This is a genomic window from Agrobacterium sp. 22-223-1, assembly GCF_053522385.1.
In genome coordinates this window covers 629,440-648,826 of sequence record NZ_JBNWCN010000002.1, presented here as the reverse complement: position 1 = coordinate 648,826, position 19,387 = coordinate 629,440, and the positions used below count along the sequence as shown (strand labels likewise).

General features: G+C 58.9%; 15 protein-coding genes and 1 pseudogene. 3 read left to right on the top strand and 13 right to left on the bottom strand.

Annotation, left to right across the window (positions count from 1 at the left end):
* Nucleotides 1-22: 22 nt before the first annotated feature.
* From ACQZ60_RS15130 to ACQZ60_RS15100, 7 genes are all read right to left on the bottom strand, one after another.
* A complete protein-coding gene (locus ACQZ60_RS15130) occupies nt 23-922 on the bottom strand; it encodes a VOC family protein (protein ID WP_149622417.1) in 900 nt (299 codons plus the stop codon).
* 194 nt (nt 923-1,116) lie between these two features.
* Nucleotides 1,117-1,719, bottom strand: coding sequence for a glutathione transferase GstA (gstA, locus tag ACQZ60_RS15125; RefSeq protein ID WP_149622416.1), 603 nt, complete (start codon nt 1,717-1,719; stop codon nt 1,117-1,119).
* A 37-nt stretch (nt 1,720-1,756) separates the two neighbouring features.
* Nucleotides 1,757-2,164, bottom strand: a complete 408-nt coding sequence (locus ACQZ60_RS15120; protein ID WP_149622415.1) for a nuclear transport factor 2 family protein — start codon at nt 2,162-2,164, stop codon at nt 1,757-1,759.
* A 32-nt stretch (nt 2,165-2,196) separates the two neighbouring features.
* Nucleotides 2,197-3,609 carry a carbohydrate porin gene (locus tag ACQZ60_RS15115; RefSeq protein WP_236760051.1) on the bottom strand — a complete coding sequence of 471 codons (1,413 nt, stop codon included), beginning with the start codon at nt 3,607-3,609 and terminating at the stop codon, nt 2,197-2,199.
* Entirely contained in the window at nt 3,606-4,928 is a 1,323-nt protein-coding gene (locus ACQZ60_RS15110; RefSeq protein ID WP_149622414.1) for an MFS transporter, read from the bottom strand. Before ACQZ60_RS15110 ends, ACQZ60_RS15115 begins: the two co-directional genes overlap by 4 nt.
* 56 nt (nt 4,929-4,984) lie before the next feature.
* Nucleotides 4,985-6,277 (bottom strand): acyl-CoA dehydrogenase family protein, encoded by a 1,293-nt coding sequence (locus ACQZ60_RS15105; protein WP_149622558.1) that lies wholly within the window; start codon nt 6,275-6,277, stop codon nt 4,985-4,987.
* Nucleotides 6,278-6,324: 47 nt separating this feature from the next.
* Nucleotides 6,325-6,873, bottom strand: coding sequence for a flavin reductase family protein (locus ACQZ60_RS15100; RefSeq protein ID WP_425624128.1), 549 nt, complete (start codon nt 6,871-6,873; stop codon nt 6,325-6,327).
* Between the two features lie 158 nt (nt 6,874-7,031).
* On the opposite strand from ACQZ60_RS15100, the gene ACQZ60_RS15095 reads away from it, so the two are divergent.
* Nucleotides 7,032-7,559 carry a MarR family winged helix-turn-helix transcriptional regulator gene (locus ACQZ60_RS15095; RefSeq protein WP_149622412.1) on the top strand — a complete coding sequence of 176 codons (528 nt, stop codon included), beginning with the start codon at nt 7,032-7,034 and terminating at the stop codon, nt 7,557-7,559.
* Between the two features lie 31 nt (nt 7,560-7,590).
* Here the strand turns inward: ACQZ60_RS15095 and ACQZ60_RS15090 are convergent, their stop codons facing one another.
* The 4 genes from ACQZ60_RS15090 to ACQZ60_RS15075 all read right to left on the bottom strand — a co-directional run bounded on the left by ACQZ60_RS15090 (nt 7,591) and on the right by ACQZ60_RS15075 (nt 14,684).
* Nucleotides 7,591-8,859 carry a patatin-like phospholipase family protein gene (locus tag ACQZ60_RS15090; RefSeq protein ID WP_236760052.1) on the bottom strand — a complete coding sequence of 423 codons (1,269 nt, stop codon included), beginning with the start codon at nt 8,857-8,859 and terminating at the stop codon, nt 7,591-7,593.
* A 244-nt stretch (nt 8,860-9,103) separates the two neighbouring features.
* On the bottom strand, nt 9,104-12,166 hold the full coding sequence (locus ACQZ60_RS15085) for an efflux RND transporter permease subunit (RefSeq protein WP_174067484.1): 3,063 nt from the start codon (nt 12,164-12,166) through the stop codon (nt 9,104-9,106).
* Nucleotides 12,163-13,236 (bottom strand): efflux RND transporter periplasmic adaptor subunit, encoded by a 1,074-nt coding sequence (locus ACQZ60_RS15080; RefSeq protein WP_149622411.1) that lies wholly within the window; start codon nt 13,234-13,236, stop codon nt 12,163-12,165. Before ACQZ60_RS15080 ends, ACQZ60_RS15085 begins: the two co-directional genes overlap by 4 nt.
* Complete coding sequence (locus tag ACQZ60_RS15075; protein WP_149622410.1) at nt 13,236-14,684, bottom strand: efflux transporter outer membrane subunit; 1,449 nt, start codon at nt 14,682-14,684, stop codon at nt 13,236-13,238. The genes ACQZ60_RS15080 and ACQZ60_RS15075 overlap by 1 nt, the downstream gene beginning before the upstream one ends.
* A 148-nt stretch (nt 14,685-14,832) precedes the next feature.
* Between ACQZ60_RS15075 and ACQZ60_RS15070 the strand changes: the two genes are divergently transcribed.
* Nucleotides 14,833-15,522, top strand: coding sequence for a response regulator transcription factor (locus ACQZ60_RS15070; RefSeq protein WP_149622409.1), 690 nt, complete (start codon nt 14,833-14,835; stop codon nt 15,520-15,522).
* Nucleotides 15,522-16,805, top strand: a complete 1,284-nt coding sequence (locus ACQZ60_RS15065; protein ID WP_149622556.1) for a HAMP domain-containing sensor histidine kinase — start codon at nt 15,522-15,524, stop codon at nt 16,803-16,805. The genes ACQZ60_RS15070 and ACQZ60_RS15065 overlap by 1 nt, the downstream gene beginning before the upstream one ends.
* Before the next feature lie 474 nt (nt 16,806-17,279).
* Here ACQZ60_RS15065 and ACQZ60_RS15060 read toward each other — a convergent pair whose 3' ends face one another.
* On the bottom strand, nt 17,280-18,962 hold the full coding sequence (locus ACQZ60_RS15060) for a carboxylesterase family protein (RefSeq protein WP_149622408.1): 1,683 nt from the start codon (nt 18,960-18,962) through the stop codon (nt 17,280-17,282).
* Nucleotides 18,963-19,152: 190 nt separating this feature from the next.
* Nucleotides 19,153-19,386 (bottom strand): annotated as a pseudogene (locus ACQZ60_RS15055) (RraA family protein); the annotation flags it as partial.
* Between the last annotated feature and the right edge of the window lies 1 nt (nt 19,387).

The window sequence follows — 19,387 nt, the reverse complement described above, 5'->3', positions numbered from 1 at the left end:
ACCGCTTCTGAAATCCAGACGCTCAGAAATCCGGGTCGAAGGCGATGCCCGGACGCAGGAACTCCGGTGTGGGAGGTGTGCCCCACAGATTGAGCCAGCGACCGGCCAGACCTTCGGAAATGTCCCAGGTGCGTGGCTCGTAGGTTGCGTCATTATCGATGCGGTCCAGCTCAATCGAATTTTCGACCAGGCAGCCATGCGGGTCGGCGTAGTAGGTGAAGATGTTGCCGCCGGCGCCGTGCCGACCCGGGCCCCAGACCAGCGCCCTGTCCTTAAGGGTGAGATTGTCGGCGATTGCCGCCAGATCCTCGAGCGAGTGGAGATCGAAGGCGTAATGGTGAAGGCCGCTCTCCCCCGGCCCCATGGCGATGGTGTGGTGAAACCCGTCCTCGGCTCGATACCAACGCAGGCCATCTTCCCCGGTCTGGTCCGACAGCTTCATGCCAAGCACCTTCTCGCAAAACTCGCCGAAGGCCTGGGTATCCGGCGCAAATGAGTTGATATGTTCGATGCGGCGGGGCCGTGCACCGGGCGTCGAATAGTTATAACGACGTGGCTGATTGCGAGCGATCGGCGTATGCACCTCGAAGATACTACCTCCCGGCGCGATCAGGCGAACGGCCTTATCGTAGTGCTTGCCGAGCGGTGTGTCGTCGAGCACGGTGAGTCCATCGGACAGGGCTCTCCGCTTGACTTCGTCGACCGCATCTGGACTGACGGCCTCCAGCCCGCAGGCAATCGCCTTGCCGTCGCCCTTGACGTAGGTCACCTCGTGATGCCGGTCGTTGCTTGAGAGATAAACCCTGTCACCTTCCTGCTCGGTGATGCGAAGACCGACGACGTCACAAAGGTCCTTCGCAGCGCCGACCGGATCGGGCGAAGAGATGACCACATGTCCCATCTGTCGAATTAGGTATGTCATTCCGGTTCCTTCTCTTGAATGAATGAATTTTTTCCCGTGGTGCTTTTTCGCGTTAGAGTCCGCAAAACAACCCTCCCCGCACCCTGCTATGCGGAGACCACAAACTTGTCGGAGATGTTCGAAGCATGCAGGTTCTGCCTGCATGTAGCCGGGTCGCGAGCCTTGCGGCTCGCCGCTCGGAATTGTGTCGGGCCTCAGGTCGCCGTGTTCAGTACCTTTCTGACGGAGGGACGCTCGCCGATGCGCTTTAAATAAGCGACGATTGCCGGCCAGGCCGAGAGATCAAGTTCGGCTCTCTTCGCCCAGCCCAGCACCACAAACGCGTAGGCGTCGGCGATCGTGAACGCTTCCCCGGCCAGATAAGGGCTACTGGCGAGACGAGTGTCGATGACACCGAAAACCCGGGGCAGGAAGGTCGTTTTCGTCAAGTCGCGATATTCCACCGGCGTGTTGGGCCGATTGAGCGGCGAGAAGGTCTTGTGCAACTCGGTTGCGATGTAGTTCGTCCATTCGAGCACACGATAGCGGTTGAAATCGCCCGGTGGCGGCAAAAGCCCGGAAGCCGGTGCCTGGTCGGCGACATACTGCATGATCACCGCGCCTTCGGTAAGGACCTCGCCGCTGTCGAGAACGAGCGCCGGAACCTGTCCTTTGGGATTGACGTCCAGATAGCTCATTCCGTCCCGCAGGTTCTTGGTCTGCAGATCGACGTTTACGAGATCGACCGGAATCGCTACCTCCTCCAGAACGATCCGTGATGCGGTCGAGCAGGTTCCGGGGACTTGGTAAAGCTTCATATGTTGGTACTCCCAATCGAGGCTGTTGTGCGTGGTATCAATGCTTGGGGGGTGCGATCTTGTTCACACTGCTCCAGTGCTCGGAAAGCCTATCGCCACGAACGCGGAAGGCATCGAAAATGAAATAATCGTAGGTTTTGCCGCTGCCGTCCGGTTCCGGTTGAGGCAAACAGGCAGCGACAACAACCATGTCTCCCTCGGCGACGACGAATGCCGGAGGAATAAGCATCTCCGCGGGTTCTGGCACCGGCCCGTTCGGGAAAATCGTCCTCACGAAACCTTCGAGCCCAGACAGACCGCTGGGTATATGGTCGCAGTGCTGGCGGTAGTCCTCAGTCACGAAGTCCTTCACAGCATCAGGGTTCTGACCATCGAAGACCCGACGATAGAATTCCCGAACCAGATGCTTGTTGCGTTCCAGCTGTTCTTTGTTTTCATGTTCCATGACATTGTCCTTTGTGGTCAGCAACGACGTCCTCACGGCCGGCGCAACGGGGAGAGTCCAAGGCCGCCGCTGATGTCGAAGGCAAGGGTGGCATAGAAGACAAAGCCGTCTTTCTGTCGGCCGGAGGAATAATCTGCGAGCACAGACGTGTTGGGGTTGACGATATAGGCGGCGCCGAGATCGAGAACACCGTGCTCGAAAAGTCCAACGCTTCCATGGACGTCGAACATGAACGTATCCCGCGGCTGCTTTTCATCTATGCCGGAAAAGAACAGCCGCGCATTCCTCTCGTATTCCGCTCGCTTTTCGCTCAGCCCGATGTAATGGATCGACGCGCCAATCGTGGCGACCGGATTTTCTGCCCAGAAGCCCGAATATTCGACCCCCGCATAGGCCTCCCAAGGATAGGCCTGACCATCGCCGAAGGTGTGAAACAATCCGCCATAGAGCGCGATGTTCTCCGGAACGGGCCCAGCGCCCGGCGCGCTCCAGACGACTTTACGGACCTGTCCGTAGACGCCGGTCGTGCCTTCGTGTTCGACGATGGTGGGTGCCGGCCCAAAGGTCGGGTTGCCCCAGCCAGAATTGTAGAGAGCATCCTCATAACGCGTCGAGCGATAATAGGCACCAAGCTCAAATTTCAATGGATTCGGATTATCAAAAAACGACTCCTGGTGTGTGAGGTTCGCGATCGCAATTACGCCCTCGGCATCACCCTTGCCCCAGTCCCAGCCATTTCCCTCCTGCCAGTTGTCTGGATTGTCCTCAACGATCCCGAAACCGATCGCGGTATTGGGCGTGAAATGATAGCCTGCGCGCGCACCCCAAACCGAAAGCGCTTCCCCCGGCATATTGAGAGTTGTTGCCAGCGTCGAGTTCAGACATCCGAGCCCCCCGCAAAAACCCCGCGTCATGAAGTCTTGTCCGAGTCCCATTCTGCCCGCCTCGATCTGAAGCCGGTCATCAAGGAGATCGGCTTCGACCGTCAGGCGCGTCAGATCAGTCCGTGAATCCACAACGGGTACCGGAAAAAACGCGTTCGACAGATCGAAGAGATAATTGTCGGTGTTGTATGATGGGTAGTTGATTGTTTCGACCCATTTGATCCTCAGGTCAGGCGTCAGGTTACCCGTGGCCCCGAAGACGAACATTCCGTAATTTGCGGAAGATCCTCCCTCGAATCCAAAAGATGGTGCGTTCTGGTAGATGTCCACATAATCGAGGTGAATATCGATGCCACTGTCGTGGAGCCATTTGCCGGCGTCCGACAATGGTCCGACGAATATGGGTTCCTGGGCGCTGCCGATCGGATTAACTGGCGGAACCGCGATGGCAAGACCATCGTCGTCTGCACAAGCGACAGCTGCAGTCATAAGAACAATCGAGGCGGCACAACCAAGTCGAATGCGCATTTTCCCCTCCCACATGTCGATAAATTCTCTCATCGGCCTGCTCCCCCGGCACGATCTCCCTCAATGCTCATCGGCCTGGGCGGCGAGGCCAGCAGCACCGCGAGCGCGCCAACGACGCAAAGGCCGATAATGATGTTGAACATCAGCGCATAAGATCCGGTCCGGTCAAAAATCGCTCCGGCGCCAGCCGCTCCCGATGCCGCGCATAGCGTGGAAACCGGCATCATCGAACCGAACATCGACGGGAAGGATTCTCGCCCGAAGTAGTTTCCCAGAAGTGCCATGATGCAGACCTGCGAAGCACCGTAACCGATCCCCGCAGGCACGGCGTAAAGCAGTATCCCAGCAAAGCCCTCCGGATGGCTCAGCAGAAAGAAGCCAAGCGTGACGAGCACCATGCTAACTGCAGCGATGATTGCCGGTGACATGCGGTCCCCCAGAAAACCAGCCGTCATATTGCCGATGAAGGAGGCGACGATTGTGATGGCCATGGCCATAGCCGCGTCCGCCGACGAATAGCCGATGTCCTGGAGATGGACTACGCCGTGCGCCATCAGGAAAACCCAAGCCACGCCGGCGACGCTCATGTAGGCAAGGATAAGCCAGTATGCCCTGCTTCTGACCGCCTCTTTCAGGGGCCAGTGGATCTGGCTCTTGAAAACAGCAGTCTCCCCCCTCGTCTGAACGGTCGTTGGGTTCTCAGCTACAAGCCGCTCAACATCGCGTTCGATCAGGGCGAACCGGGCGGTAAGCAAGGCGACGGCGGCGAGGCCTGCGATCACCCACCAGCCGAGGCGCCAGTTATTGTCCGAGACCGCCAGAAGGCGGTCAAGGGCCGGCGGCGACAGGAACCCACCAAACTCGATGGCCGAAAGCACGACCGAGACTGCCAGGGCGCGGCGGACATGAAACCACCGCGCAATAGCCGCTTGCGCAGGCAGCATGCCGGCAACGCATACGCCGGTCCCGACGACCACTCCGAACGCGATGACATACTGCCAGCCGGTGTTGACGACTGACGCCATTGCAACGGACCCGATAAGCAGGACGAAACAGCCGAACGTAACGGTGCGTTGATATCCGAACTTTTGAATGAATATCGCCACGACCGGCCCCTGGAAGCCCATCATCATAACGAACAGTCCGAATCCCAAACCAAAGACTGAACGATCGAGATCGAGATCTGCGATCATGCGGGCGTTAATTACGGCGATGCCAGCGCTTGGCACCGCCACCACCAAAAGCACGACCAGCCAAAGTGCGCCGAGAACCCTCCAGGCGTCCGCGCTGTATTCAAATCCACGCGCCGCAGGCGGCCTGCCGACCGCGCGCGCTCCTACTCCCTGTTCCAAAACTCACTCCTCCCGAGTTGCTGCTTGCGCGGCCTCCTACCGCACAAGCGCCGAATTTATGCGACCGATGCGGGTGCCGACCGGTCTGGAAGACCGCCCGCGAACATCGGAAATGGTTCAATCCCCATAAGTTGCCTCCCGAAAATTTCTGCCGTCGGGTCGAGACGAACCGCACCATGCAGCAGAGCGACGCGCACATCGCGGGCAAATCGCTGCACTGGATTGTTTTCGCTCGCGGTCGCCGACCCGATGCTGATTTGAAGCATGCTGAGGACGGCATCGAGGGAGTTCGTCGCGTAGACGGACTCCATCATCATTGCCTGTTCCTGGCCGTTGGTGATTTCGATGCCTTCGAGTGCGTGGCGATCGAGAATGTCGGCGCTGCGGTGGGCAACCGCCTCCGCCATCTTGATCATGGCGTAGGCCTTGGCCGCGCAGACCTGCGTCGAGGCCATTTCCGCAACTTTTGCATAAGGCAAATTGAAGGGTTGCTGCTTCTTGGCCATCTCGACGTAGCACTCGAATGCGCCCCGAGCCATCCCAAGCACAATCGCCATGTGAGTGAGGTTGGTGAGAAGCATGAGGCCACGCGCATCGAATTTGCTGGCGAGGCCATTATAGCGACGGCGCGTTTCATCCATCCTCATCGGGAAATCACGCATGTCCATGAAGCGTCGATCGGGAACGAATTGCTCTTCTTCTACCGTGAGACTGTTCGATGAGGTCGCCTTCATTCCCATCACATGCCAGTTGTCGACGATCTCGACCTGGTTTGCTTGAAGGATGGCCATTGCACGGCTCATCTGTCCCGGGGCACGCTCGTAATCGACGCCAACGGCAATCCATTTTGCATGCTTGCAGCCGCTGCCGAAGTGCCATGAGCCACGGAGCATCCAGCCCCCGTCGACGCGGCGGGCGGAGCCAACCTTGGTCGCAAAGATTGAGGCTCCCGCGGCAAGCGGTCCGACCCAATTCTGCCCTTCGCCGAAGATCTCGCGGACCGCATCGTCCGGAAAGGAGATAATATTGCGCAGGCCACCCGCCACGAACACGATCCAGCCCGCGGCACCATCGCCGCGACCGATTTCGCTGACAATCTCGACCACGTCACGCGCTCCGAGTGCATAACCCCCGAAATCCGTCGGCAGCGTAAGACGAAATGCGCCGATATCGTTAAGCGCGTGCAGGCTTTCCCGACTCAGGGCGCCGAGCTTCTCACCCTCCAACCCATTCTTGCGCAACAGGGGAACGAGATCAGCGGCTTTTTCCCGAACGCCGCGTCCGATCTCACTGGAGTAAGGCGATTCAAGCACGTTCGTGGGCGACTCCCTAAACAGCTTCAAGTTCATGTCCACGCTGAAATTCCTTATTTTTTGGAGCTGATGGTGCCCTGTGTTCACGGGGCGGCAAAGGGGACACATGAATGAAAGTCCCGGCGAAACCACGCCACCGGCGCGCTGACTTCATCATTGATCGAGGTGGCAAGAACCCTGCCGATCAGGAGTTGGTGATCTCCGATAGTCTGTGTACTGTCCAAGGAGCATTCGATGGACGCATCGAACCCTGGAAGGAAAGGAACTCCGTTCTGAGATAGTGTGCATGCCAACCCTTCGAACTTGTCATGCGCGTCGGATGCAAACCGGAGGGCGAGCTCGCGGTTGGGCTCGGAAACGATGTGAGCAGCAAATTTCCTCGAGTGCAAAATCGCCTGTAGCGTCTTTGACTTTTGCGCGAGGCCGAAGACGACCAAAGGTGGGTCAAACGATAGCGAACTGAAGGAGCTGACAGTCGCGCCCGTGGGTTGATCTTCTGCAATACTTGTGACGATCACCACTCCGGACGGGAGACGACCAAAGACGTCCTTCAACGCGTTCCGGCTCGGGTAAGCTTGTACCTGTGGCGAACAAGGAAGTGGCGGCGCAGCAGTAACAGCATTAAATTTCATCGATACCTCCCATATCGTTTAGAGGTATCTTAGATCTAAATTATCTTGTGTCAAGGGTCCTGGATGATTAGTGTTGGACGCGGCTACGCGTGGACCCCTTTGCGCATCATGCCTGGCTTTGGTAAGTAGTGGCTAAGCCCATGGGATTGGATTTCAACATGTTAGACAGCAGCGATCGCCTTGTATCTCAGACCCAAAAGGTGTTCGATGAACTCGTTCGACAGTGGGAGATTGATTTTCCCGGTGAAGACAGCTCTCCGATAGCGATCGCAATGAGAATACGGCACCTTTATCAGCTGGATCAGGAATCTCTTCAGGCAATTCTCACGCCTTTTGGTCTCGGAGTGGGTGATATCGATGTCCTGACCCACCTTGCTCAACGTCCAGAGGGTCGCCCGATTCGGCCGAGTGATCTTGCTGAACTCTGCATGGTGACGACAGGCGCCATCACGGGGCGGTTAACCAAACTGGAGCAGCGAAATTACCTTAAGCGCGTACCGCATCCTTCAGATAAGCGAACGATATACGTTGAAATCACGAAGGCAGGTCGGGAGCTTTTGAGCAGGACGAGGGAAGAAGTTGCAAGGTCATCTCATCTGCTCCAGGGCATTCGTGTTCTCGACATCTCAGAACGGCGCGATCTGGTTGCAACCCTGACAAAGTTGATTTCTCTTCTGCCTTCCTGACCAGATACCGCCTTTTGTCGTGACGCCCGGCTCAAAAGATCGGCGCGCTCTTCCATACCGTGCCGACCATCGCCTGATTGTAACCGTCCGCGTAAACAGCGCGCATATAGTTGGTATTGAAGGGATCGAGCATTGAATAGGGGATCTGTTTGTCGATCCATGCGATCCTCAATCGACTGCCGGTTCTTTGGCTATGGTTATAGAGGGCAAGCAAAGCCTGTTTGGTCTGAGATTTAACCATCGTTGCGTAGGACCGTCCGGCCACCGAGATCGTCGAATTCTTCGTCTCGGCGAACTCCGGCATCAGGGCGTTGTTCACGATCACGTAGATGTCTGGATTGCGCTTGTTAAGCGGCGCCTGTCTGCCCGGCGAGGCGAGCACAGCGTCGGGCAAGCCAAAGAACTGCATCGATGAGCCGCCGTCGGAATGCAACTCCTCGATCTGCCGGGACCCGGATTTGGACTTGATTGTCACCGCCGGAAAGACGCCCGGTATGCTGGCGGAGGCGATCAGGACATCCCGAAAAAGCCCGAGCGCATCCGGCCGGCCGCTGTTTGCAATAGCGCCCATGTTCCAGACCACACCGCGCTGCGAATCGAGATTGGTCGTAAGAACGAACAGCCGTCGTCCCCGGCGGTGCTCGGCTGCAATCTTTTGCAGGATATCGCTCGTTATGTAGTCGGAGACCATCTGCCGCAAGCGCTCCCCCTTGAGGATGCTCGTCCCCAAAAGGCCGGTACCCATCCACCTCATATCCACGAGCTCTCTCGCCTGGCCACCAGTGTAAAGATCGGCGAGCGCCTTGTCGTATGCGGGACCGAGAAATGCATAAGGTGCTATCAGCGCACCTGTACTGACACCTGTGACAACGTCGAATACTGGCCGTGTATGTTGATTGCTCCAGGCGGACAGAACGCCAACCGTAAATGCTCCTCCAGAACCTCCACCCGAAACGCAGAGAACGTTGAGGTTCTTGTCGGTCGTGCGGGGCAACCATTGTGTCTCGTCTCCAATGCTGCCCTCGGGAGCATCGGCATAAGCACGAATGTTATCGAAACCATCGACTTCGGCAACCGCCGCTTCGCTGGCGGAATAGACAGCCCGGGTTGTCGTCACGCAGCCGTACACAGGCATGCAGATAGCGATGACAAGGATAAAGGGAAGCACGCTGGTCCGTGGCTTGCTCATTTTTCGCGTAACTGAACGGGAAAGCGAGCCATCAACACGTGCCAACTCGGCCAAAGCTGACAGCGTCAAACGCTTAAATGCGAACCATCTGAAGGCGAAACGTGGATCCATTCGGCATCCTTGCTGAAAACTGCGATAGCACTCAATGATCCGTCCCGATGTATTCGGAATAGAGAACGCCGTTGCTGCCAGATCGGTCAGAGTGTCGATCCATCTCCTTTGATGGCGACAAAATTGTGGTCTCTGACGGTGGCGATCCGGTCCAATTGAGCCGTTCGAAGCAATGATCGTGCCTGGCCTAACGCAATTTATGCTCTTATCTCCCAGCCGGTTAGCCAGATTCTGCAGGCATAGGCTATGCCTTTTCCTTCTGCTTGCCGCGGAATGGCCGCTTGAGGAGGTCAAGGAAGTCGTCGACGAAGGTGAAGATGACCGGGATAACGAGCAGGCTAAGGAATGTGGAGGTCAGCAGCCCACCGATCACGACGATCGCCATGGGTTGGCGGAAGCTCGCATCGCCGCCAGTGAGGCTGAGTGCAACGGGTAGCATGCCGCATCCCATGGCGATGGTGGTCATGATGATGGGCCGCGCCCGCTTGTGGCAGGCGTCCACCAGAGCATCGAACCGCTCCATACCGCCGCGCCGTGCCATAATGGCGTATTCGACCAGCAGGATGGAGTTCTTCGTCACCACGCCCATCAGCATGAGCAGTCCGATCACCGCCGGCATGGAGAAACTCGTGCCGGTGACGATGAGCGGCAGAAGTGCTCCACCGAGCGACAATGGCAATGCCATGAGGATGGTGAGGGGTTGCAGGAAATCGTGGAAGAGAAGCACCAGCACGGCATAGATGCAGAACACACCGATAGCCATGGCAATACCGAAGCTTTCAAACAATTCAGAACTGCGCTGCAGTTCGCCCTGTTCGACAAGGTGGACGCCCTGTGGAAGGTTCTTCAGCGCAGGCAGTTCTTGGGCTTCACGGTTGACGTCACCAAGGATCCGGCCGTTGAGTTCGACCGAGAGCGTGACGTTGCGCGATCGATCGATGCGATTGATCTCCGACGGGCTGCCGCCGATGCCGATCGCGGCGATGGAACCGAGATCTACGCTGTCGTTCGCGCCGCTGACGCGGAGATTGGCGATGTCGTCCAGCGTCGTTCGGTTGTCGGGATCGAGCCGCACGCGGATCGATACCTGCCGCTGTGGCAGATTGAGCTTTGCCATTGACGAGGAATAGTCACCATTGGTCGCGACGCGGACCGCTTCGGAGATCGCTTCCGATGTGACACCAAGTGCGGCTGCCCGGGTAAAATCAGGAACGATCTGGATTTCTGGCGCCTGGAGTGAGGCACTGGAGGTAACGGCGCCGATGCCCTTAAGCGTGCGCAACTGCTCCTCAAGCGCGTTGCCCGCCTGATCGAGGGCATTGGAGTCGTCACTGGCAAGCGTGATCTCAAGCGTCGTTCCATTGCCGCCCGTTCCGACTTCGACCCTCACACCGGGCAACGCCGCGAGCGCCTGCCGGATGTCATTTTCGATCTGGGACTGCTTGCGGTCGCGATCGCCGATCGATGTCAAATCAACGACAAGGGTTGCCGAGGTGACGTCATTTGTTGTTGAGGACTCCAGGCCGCCCCCCGAGGAGGCGCTGCCGACGGCTGCGAACACGTGGGTCACGTCCGACATTTTTGCGATAATGTCCGCGGCCTGGCGCGTCACAGCGTCTGTCTGCTCGATGGTGCTCCCCGGTTGCAGTGTGAGCGTTACCTTCGTCTGTGCGTCGTCGGAGGCCGGCAGGAATCCCGATTTGAGAAGAGGGATTGCCGATAATGAAAGTCCGAGGAAGACGGAGACACCGAGAACCGTGAGCTTCCGGTGGCTGAGGCAGGCTTTCATGATGGCCATATAGGTGCGCATGATGCGTCCGTCCTTCTCCTCAGTCGGATGCGCCTTCATCATGTAGGCGGCCATCATTGGTGTCAGCAGGCGCGCGACCAGCAGCGAAGCCAGCACCGCGACGGCTGCGGTGACACCGAACTGGCGGAAGATGAGGCCGGGAATACCGCTCATGAAGGCGGTCGGCAGGAACACGGCGACGAGCGTAAAGGTCGTGGCGATGACGGCAAGGCCGATCTCGTCGGCGGCCTCAAGTGCCGCCTCCATTGGCGATTTTCCCATGTTGAGGTGGCGCGCGATGTTCTCGACTTCCACGATGGCGTCATCGACGAGGATGCCGACCACCAGGGAAAGGGCGAGAAGCGTTACGGTGTTCAGGCTGAAATCCGCGAAATACATCGCCAGAAAAGTCGGGATAACCGACAGGGGCAGCGCCACCGCGGACAAGAAGGTTGCTCGCCAGTCGCGCAGGAACAGCCAGACCACGACGACGGCGAGAATCGCGCCTTCGTAGAGCATGTGCATGGAGCCGTCGTAATTCTCGATGATCGGCCCGACCGTACTGTAGGCCTCTACGATCTCCACATCGGGATTGGCGGCCGCGAACGTCTTCATCGCGGCCTGGATGTCGGCTGCGACGCCCGTGTCCGAAAAGCCGTTCGAGCGCTTGACCTGCACGCCTATCACCGGCTGCCCATCGAGATAGGCAAGCGACGAGCGATCGGAGAAGCTGTCCGTCACGGTGCCAATTTCATCGAGACGCACCAATTCGCCGCTCGGCAGCGGGATCGCGAGCGCCTTAAGCTCCTCGACCGAGGCGACGGCGCCGAGAGTCCTGATCGTTTGCCTGCTACCACCGATCTCGCCGCGTCCGCCCGAACTGTCCGCCTGAACGGATTTGAGACGGGACGAAACCGTCGCGGCCGTAATTCCCAGCGATCCCATGAGCTGCGGGTTCAAATCGACATGCACTTCGCGGTCGATCCCCCCAACTCGGCTTACCTCGCCTACACCGGATACGGAAAGCAGGGCCTTTGTCATGTCGTTGTCGACAAACCAAGAAAGTTCCGTCTCGTTGAGCCGGGTCGAGCGGACGGAGTAGGTGAGCAGCGGTGAACTTTGGACTGTGACCTTGGTGACGCTCGGTGACTCCATGTCGGCCGGCAGATCCGTCGTGCTGTCGACTGCGTTACGGACCTCGTTGAGAGCCTCCTCGCTGTCCTTTTCCAGTTCGAAAGACACGCTGATCGACACGGACCCGTCCGTGATTGTCGTGGTGATATGGTCGAGCAGGCTAAGCGAGGCGAGATTGTCCTCGATCTTGCGGGCGACCTCGGTCTCCAGTTGCGTCGGAGCCGCGCCCTCGAGCGTCGCGGTGATCTTCACCGTTGGCAGGTCCATGTCTGGAAAGTTCTGGACGGCGAGCCGCTCGAAGGCGAGCAGACCGCCGACGGTCAGCAGAACAAAAAGCAGAATGGATGGAACGGGATTGCGGATCGACCAGGCGGAGAAGTTCATTGCGCTTCTCCTTCAACCCGTACCAGCGCTTTATCCGAGAGGAAGGCGCCACCGGATTTCACAACCGAGGTTGATCGATCGATGCCGGACAGAACCTCCACCTCGCCACCATTGCGGCGTCCGGTCTCGACACGCACGCGAGAGGCGCGCCGATCCTTATCGACCGTAAAGACATAGTTGATGCCGTCGCGGAACACGAGCGCGGTCTCGGGCACCGTGAGGGCGCTGGTCGACTGCAGCTCGATCTGTCCGGTGACATAGATGCCGACCGGAGGATGATCCTCCGGTGGCAGCGTGACATAAATGATCGCGCGGCCCGTATCGGTGCTGACCGTCGGTCCGACCAGCCTTACCTTCCCCTCGATGCGCCTGCCGCCAGGGCCGGCAATCGCTGCAGCAAGGCCCTCCTTGATGTGAGGGTAATATCGGGCTGAGACCTCGGCTTGCCATTCAACGCGTTGCTGACGGACGAGCCGGAACAGCTCTGTTCCTGAGGAGACCACTGCGCCAAGCTGCGCGGAGCGGGAGGTGATCAGCCCGTCATCGATCGCGACGATCTTGGTCTGACTGACCTTGATCTTCTGGCTGTCCAGCGCGGCTTCGGCGGACTTGAGGCTCGCCTCGGCGGTCTGCTCGGCGATCAGGTATTCAGTGACCTTCTCGTCCGAAAGCGCGCCGCTGCCACGAACCTGCCGCGCGCGGTCGGCATTCGCCTTCGCTTTGGCGAGGTCTGCCTTGGCGGTCTCGACCGACGCCTCCTCTTTGCGCAAATCCGCAAGTACGGTTTCGTCCGCCAGTTGAACAAGCGCCTGACCCTTCGCGACCACCGAGCCGACATCGACGAGAACATCGGTGATGCGAAGCCCACTGATTTCTGATGCGATGATAGCCTCGTGCCATGGCTTCAGCCAGCCGCTCGCCGGCACGGTCTCCGCCCACTGGCGCTCAGACGGCTTCACGACGGCTACGGTGAGGGCCGCAGCTTCTTCTTGCTGCGCGAGCGAAGATTGACCGGAAAAGGCAAGGCTTGCCCCCGCGAAGAGAGCAACAAAAAACGGGGCTGTTCGCATCAGAGAGAATTTCCTTGTGATTTCGTCTGGCGCTGTGCCGGGGTAACGGGATCGGCGTTCCAGCCTCCACCGAGCGCCTTGTAGAGGGCAATCCAGTAGCGCACCGCGTCGCGCCGGATTTCGATGAGCGAAATCTCTGCCGATTGCGCAGAGCGCCGGGCTTCCTCCCGGTCGAGCAGGCTGACACCACCCGCCCGCCAGTTGGCATCAACCGAATTGAAATAGGTCCTGTAGTTGCGCGCCGCGCTGCCGGCGTCACCGATCCGTCTACGGGTGCTGTCCACCCGAACAAGCGCAGTCTCGACTTCGGCGACCGCGCTCAGCACGCCTGACTTGTAGTTGGCGACCGCCGTATCGTAATCGGCGATAGCGCTTGTGACGGCGGCGTGACGCGATCCACCGTCGAAAAGCGGAATCGTTAGCGCCGGACCGAAGGACCAGGGCAGCGATTCGCCCGTCAGGGTCGAACTGCTGATCGTGAGCGAGCCATCAAGACTTAGGCTCGGATAAAGATCGGCCTTCGCCGCTCCGACATCAGCGATGGAAGCGGCAAGCTCCAGTTCGAGCGCGCCGATGTCCGGACGCTGCCGCAACGCTTCTGCCGGCACAGCCGCGAGCTTGAAGTTCTTCGGCGTCGGAATGTCTGTCTTGCCCTTCGCCAGCAGTTGCCGGACCCGTGCCTCGTCAGTGCCGGTGACCTGGGCGAGCGATTTCACCAGCACCGCGCATTCGGCCTGTTGCGCCGTCAGCGTCGATGAGGATGAAGCAGCACTTGCCCGTGCTAATGCAAGGTCGGCGGCGGAGGTGAAGCCCGATGTCGCGGCGGTCTCCGTCGCCCGTATCGTTTCGCGCTGTGAGGCGAGTTCGACGCTGTAGGCGTTCTCGAGCTGCCGGCAGGCCCGGTACTGTACATAATAGTCGGCGACCTCGGCGGCGAGTGATACCCGGGTGTCGTGCCAGTTGGCGATCTGCTCTTGGACCCGGAGTTGAGCCGCTTCGCTCTTTTGCCGCGTCTTGCCGAACAGGTCGATCTCCCAGGAGGCATCAAGGCCGCCGCTCGATGTCGTCGCAGCGGCGACGCGGTTGGTGGCGTCGCCATCGGTGGCGGAACGCGCGACGGAGGCCGAGCCGTCCATACTCGGAAACAGGCTCGACCGTGCGGAAGCCAATGTCGCGCGCGCCTTGTCGATGTCGGCGGCGGCCGAGGCAAGGCTCGGATTCTGCTCCTGGGCGTAGCCGATGAGAGAAGTCAGCGAAGGATCGTTGAAGGTTGACCACCACGACACGAGGGTGGATGTCTTGCCGCCATGCGGCACGGTCGCATGCCAGACACTTGCGATCTTGACGTCGGCTGGTTGAAGCTCCACGAATGTCGCGCAACCGGACAGGAGCAGGCAGAGCGTGACCGCCAAAGGCGGATTGGATCTTTTTCTGAATACAATTTTCATTGACCTGCCCGGACTAGCGAAGAATTTGCCTGTCCGTAGCGGATCTAACGTCAAGTGCGGTCAAGCCGGTGTTAAGATAGGTAAAATTCACTGTCCGACAGGGATTTGTCCTGTATGGCTGCCCTCTGAACGAATGATAGGCTTCCGAATGGCAAAGGTTCTTCTTATCGACGACGACGCCGATCTCACGACACTCCTCAAGGAGTATCTCTCCGAGGAGGGCTTCGACGTAGCGACCGCGCAGGACGGGCGCGCCGCGATCGTTCAGGCTGCATCAGGCACCGTCGACATCATCGTCCTCGACATCATGATGCCGCATATGAACGGCATTGATGTCCTGCAGCGCATCAGACGATCGAGTCCGGTGCCCGTCCTGATGCTGACGGCCAAGGGCGATGACGTCGACCGGATCGCGGGGCTCAATCTCGGCGCCGATGATTATGTACCAAAGCCGTGCTCACCCGGCGAGCTCGCGGCAAGGCTGAAGGCCATATTGCGCCGGGCCGGCTCCTCTGGCGCCGGCATCTCGCAGGAAGTGCTCCGGGCTGGCGAATTGGCCATGCATCCGGGAAACAGGACGGCGGAATGGCGTGGAAAGCGTCTGGAACTGACAGGCACCGAGTTTACCCTGCTCGAGGTGCTTGCCCGTAATGCCGGTCAGCTCGTCTCCAAGCAGGAAATATCGAAGCACGCCTTCGGACGCCCCCTGACGCCGTTTGACCGGCGGATCGACGTTCACCTGAGCAGCGTCCGCCAGAAGCTCGGCAGCAGGGATGACGGCCAATCCTGGATACAATCGGTGCGGGGACAGGGCTATCAACTCCTGCAAGACCGATGATGCGTGGCCTGTTCTGGAAGTTCTTCACCATCACATGGTTGATGATGGCTGCATCAATCGCAGGTTTGTTTGCAATCAGCGCTATGCTCGATGTCGGCCCGCTCTCTCAGGACATCGCCCGCCAGCAGCGGGTTTTCGCGCTTGACGTAGCGCAACAGTTGCTGGCGCTAGAAGAGGAGGAAGCTGCCAAATCGTTCGCGCGAGCCGCAAGGGCAGTGCCTCAGCCGGTCGACCTTTCCATATCCGACATCGGTCCGGCGAGTGCTTGCCCGGATGTCGCTACAACGAACATGCGCAACGTCGTTGTGGGTGACGCTTGCTACCGCGCGACGATCATCGCGCAGGAACCGGGGGTTATCGCGGAGACCTGGCCGAAGCTGGTGCCCTGGGCATCGGCCCTGATCGCAAGCGCGATCTCCGCCTTCTGGCTCGCTCGCTATCTCATTCGTCCTGTCGCCCATCTCCGTCACGGCCTGAGCGCTCTCGCTCATGGCCGATTCGACGTCCGCATCGGTGACAAAATGGACGGTCGGAAGGACGAGGTAACGGCTCTGGCTCATGACTTCGATGCCAGCGCCGCGCGCCTGCAGGAACTTCAGGAGGTCCAACAGCGCCTTTTTCACGACGTGTCCCATGAACTGCGCTCGCCGCTGTCCCGCCTTCAGGCGGCGATTGGGGTGCTGCGGCAGAATCCTTCGAAGCTTGAGATAATGATGGAGCGCATGGACCGTGAGATCGAGCGCATCGACGGGCTGGTTGGCGAGATACTTACCCTCGCGCGATTGACCGCCGGCTCCGGTAGCAACGTCGTTCAAACTCTCGATCTGATGGATCTGCTGAACGGAATCATCGAAGACGCGGCTTTTGAGGGACAGGCGCGTGGGATTACTGTGTCCCATGACGGCTCCGCCACCTTCATCGCCGAGGTCAACGGGGAGCTGATCTATCGCGCCTTCGAGAATGTCATCCGCAACGCCCTGAAATATTCCCCCGACAACTCTCGCGTTTCCATTCGCTCGGAGATTATTCATGGAGCCCTTCGCGTGACGGTCACGGATGAAGGGCCAGGTGTGCCTGCGCCTCAAGTCGACTGGATATTCCAGCCGTTTGCGCGCGGAAGCGACACGGCTGCGCCAAACGGCTTTGGCTTGGGCCTCGCCATCACAAAGCACGCGGTCGAACAGCATGGCGGCCGCGTTTCGGCATCGACAGCGGCCGGTGGCGGGCTGGCAGTGATGCTGGAGATTCCCAAGCCGGCCGCTCAAAAATTGGAACGGCGGTGAGATTGAAGCAGGGATGGAGACAGTCCGATCACGAAGTGGCGGGCGATACCCTGCCACGTCATGATCCTGATATCGGTCTGGTGAGCTCGCTCGATGTTTATCGCACGATAAGCTGATGAATCTTCCTGCACTGCGCGCTTAAGAATTGGCAGGGGTTCAGCTGCGGACGGTCCGCTTGCTAGCGGATCCGTACGAGCGGACAACAATCGCAGGTGTCGCTGAAACCGATCTCACTTCGTCGACTGAGATCGTGCGGTGAGCTAATTTGCCTCCGGATCGAAGACAGTCTACGAACGACCCGTTCGGACGTTCCGCGGGAAGGCTCTCGATCGGCGTGCACCGTGCGCGATGCCGGTCTTGTACCACACAAGAAGATGGCCCGCGCTTGCGTCCCGATGCAACGAACTCGCGTCGTAGAATTGCCTGGCCCGTTCCAAGACGTTGCTGCGGATCATGACATGGGTCGCCTCGGTATTATTTGCTGGCACCTCGAAGATCGGCTTCCGTGATGCCGATGCCCTGAAGAATCTTGCTGCGAAGGTAGGCATCCCGCGTGGGGTAGACCGTCGAAGTCCGCATTTCCGCCTGCCCCTCGTGGAAGCGCATGAACTGGCCGCCGGATTGAGAGGCCACCTGTCCCCAATGTGGAACATCATGGCCGTTCGGATCCCCTGTCTTGATAAAATTCGCAAGATAAGTCACCGCGATATCGCGCATTGAGAGGTCAGGATCGGTCCAGGGTAGCTGATTGTGGTTGTCCGGACGGAGGGAACCATTGAAGTACCAGTTGTCACCAGCGTGCCAGGCACGGCGAAAACCCTGATCCTTGCCCGGCGGCCAATGATCCCAATAATAGAGGTAGACATTGGCTTTGCTATGCGTCTTGGCAAACTCGGCTCCCACCCGAACATACTCGAACATAAAATCGTTGAGCATGCGTAGCGACAGACGATAGGCTTCCACCGGATCGTCCGTGGCATAGAGCGGGAAGACATCTTCATCCACGTTCCCAGCCTGATGCGGACGGATCGCCGTAAGCATCGCATGGTGCTGTTCCTCCGCGGTCATCTTCAAGTCGTTCGGCCGCAGGCTGGTGTATTCGTCGGCCGTCTGCCCGATCATGATGTCGAGCTCGTCGAAATCACCCGGCTGCAGCAAGTTCACCGAATCTTTGGTGAAGACGTAGTCATCGATCGTATAGAACTGATTCGTTGCGACGGCGCCGGCCATGGCGCCGTAGAGTGTTTCCTTTCCTCCCTGCCATTTTTCGAGCCAGGTCTTCGTATCGATAGCGCGCAGATTCGCAAGCGTCATCTCCTTATCGAACAGCTTATTGATCGCCTCTTGGTTCTGCTTGGATTTCTTGGCGAAATCCACCACCTTTCCTGGCAGGAAGCCGGTGAAGCTGGACTGGATGAACGCTCGTTTGAAGAGCCCTTTCGCCAACGGCGTCCGAAGCAGCGCAACAGTATTTTCGCCACCAGCCGATTGTCCGCCGATCGTAACCGTGGCCGGATCGCCACCAAAGGCCTTGATATTGTTCCGGATCCAATGGAGTGCATCGACAAGGTCGAGAACGCCGAAGTTGCCCTTTGGCCCATCCGGATTTTCTGTTGCCATTTCCGGCAGCGCCAGCCAGGCCGGCGCTCCGAGGCGATACTGAACTGAAACGACAACGACACCTTTCGCGGCCAACTCCGCGGCATAAATATCCTTCATTGCACTCGAGCCCAGCCGGTTCGCACCGCCATGGATCAGCATGTAGACCGGCAGCCTTTCCTCAGTACTTTCGGCCGGTGTCCATATGGCAAGGTTCAATCCATTGTCGCTGACGGGCGCGTCACTAAGCACGTTGGGGTCCTGAAGCATCTGATTGCCCCACTTGTCTGCCAACAGGGTTCCCTCCCAGCCTTTCACAGGTGGTGCAGGTTTCCAGCGATTTTCCCCGCCGACATCACCGGCGAAAGGAATGCCCAGAAACTGCATCACACCTGACGTGTCGCTTGGAACACCTTGCACCTTGCCACCCGTAATCACGGCTTCCGTCAGAGGTATCGCCTGCGCAAATTCGGTAAAACCCTGCGCCCAAACGAAAGCAGCGGCCAGAATGCCGATCGCGCCGCTTACACGCCATCTGCGCTTGGAATTCGTCGTCATGGTACTTTCCTCCCAGATTAGATCACGCGGCCGATCGGCATTCTGAATCCTAGCGGAAAGATTTTCCGTAAAGAGACGACCCAGAAACCGGTGGGCCTAGTGACATTTGATAGATTGAGGCTGCCCTCTGTAAGGTTTACGCAAGCAATTCAGATAAAACTGCGGGTCCGCAACAAGCTTCAAGAGGCGTATCGCCCTGCTTCAATTGCTCGATGGCGACATGTAACATCCAGTTGTCGCCGGGAGGCGCGGAAATCGTTACCGCCGAGCCGGCAATCTGCGCGCCGGCATATATCGGGCGCATGTAGCTCGCCAGCATCCCCTTGCGGCCCTGCGCCTCGTGGACCGTGGCAACACCGGCCTCCCTCAGCCTGTCGATGACGGACTGTTCGGTCCGCGCAACCGTCTGCACAACAATTCCCATG

Bases quoted from the DNA above. Each gene is read 5' to 3' on its own strand.
- ACQZ60_RS15080 (WP_149622411.1), bottom strand. From the start codon at position 13,236: ATGCGAACAGCCCCGTTTTTTGTTGCTCTCTTCGCGGGGGCAAGCCTT.
- ACQZ60_RS15130 (WP_149622417.1), bottom strand. From the start codon at position 922: ATGACATACCTAATTCGACAGATGGGACATGTGGTCATCTCTTCGCCC.
- ACQZ60_RS15070 (WP_149622409.1), top strand. From the start codon at position 14,833: ATGGCAAAGGTTCTTCTTATCGACGACGACGCCGATCTCACGACACTC.
- ACQZ60_RS15065 (WP_149622556.1), top strand. From the start codon at position 15,522: ATGCGTGGCCTGTTCTGGAAGTTCTTCACCATCACATGGTTGATGATG.
- gstA (WP_149622416.1), bottom strand. From the start codon at position 1,719: ATGAAGCTTTACCAAGTCCCCGGAACCTGCTCGACCGCATCACGGATC.
- ACQZ60_RS15100 (WP_425624128.1), bottom strand. From the start codon at position 6,873: ATGAAATTTAATGCTGTTACTGCTGCGCCGCCACTTCCTTGTTCGCCA.
- ACQZ60_RS15095 (WP_149622412.1), top strand. From the start codon at position 7,032: ATGTTAGACAGCAGCGATCGCCTTGTATCTCAGACCCAAAAGGTGTTC.
- ACQZ60_RS15120 (WP_149622415.1), bottom strand. From the start codon at position 2,164: ATGGAACATGAAAACAAAGAACAGCTGGAACGCAACAAGCATCTGGTT.
- ACQZ60_RS15085 (WP_174067484.1), bottom strand. From the start codon at position 12,166: ATGAACTTCTCCGCCTGGTCGATCCGCAATCCCGTTCCATCCATTCTG.
- ACQZ60_RS15115 (WP_236760051.1), bottom strand. From the start codon at position 3,609: ATGAGAGAATTTATCGACATGTGGGAGGGGAAAATGCGCATTCGACTT.
- ACQZ60_RS15090 (WP_236760052.1), bottom strand. From the start codon at position 8,859: ATGGATCCACGTTTCGCCTTCAGATGGTTCGCATTTAAGCGTTTGACG.
- ACQZ60_RS15060 (WP_149622408.1), bottom strand. From the start codon at position 18,962: ATGACGACGAATTCCAAGCGCAGATGGCGTGTAAGCGGCGCGATCGGC.
- ACQZ60_RS15075 (WP_149622410.1), bottom strand. From the start codon at position 14,684: ATGAAAATTGTATTCAGAAAAAGATCCAATCCGCCTTTGGCGGTCACG.
- ACQZ60_RS15105 (WP_149622558.1), bottom strand. From the start codon at position 6,277: ATGAACTTGAAGCTGTTTAGGGAGTCGCCCACGAACGTGCTTGAATCG.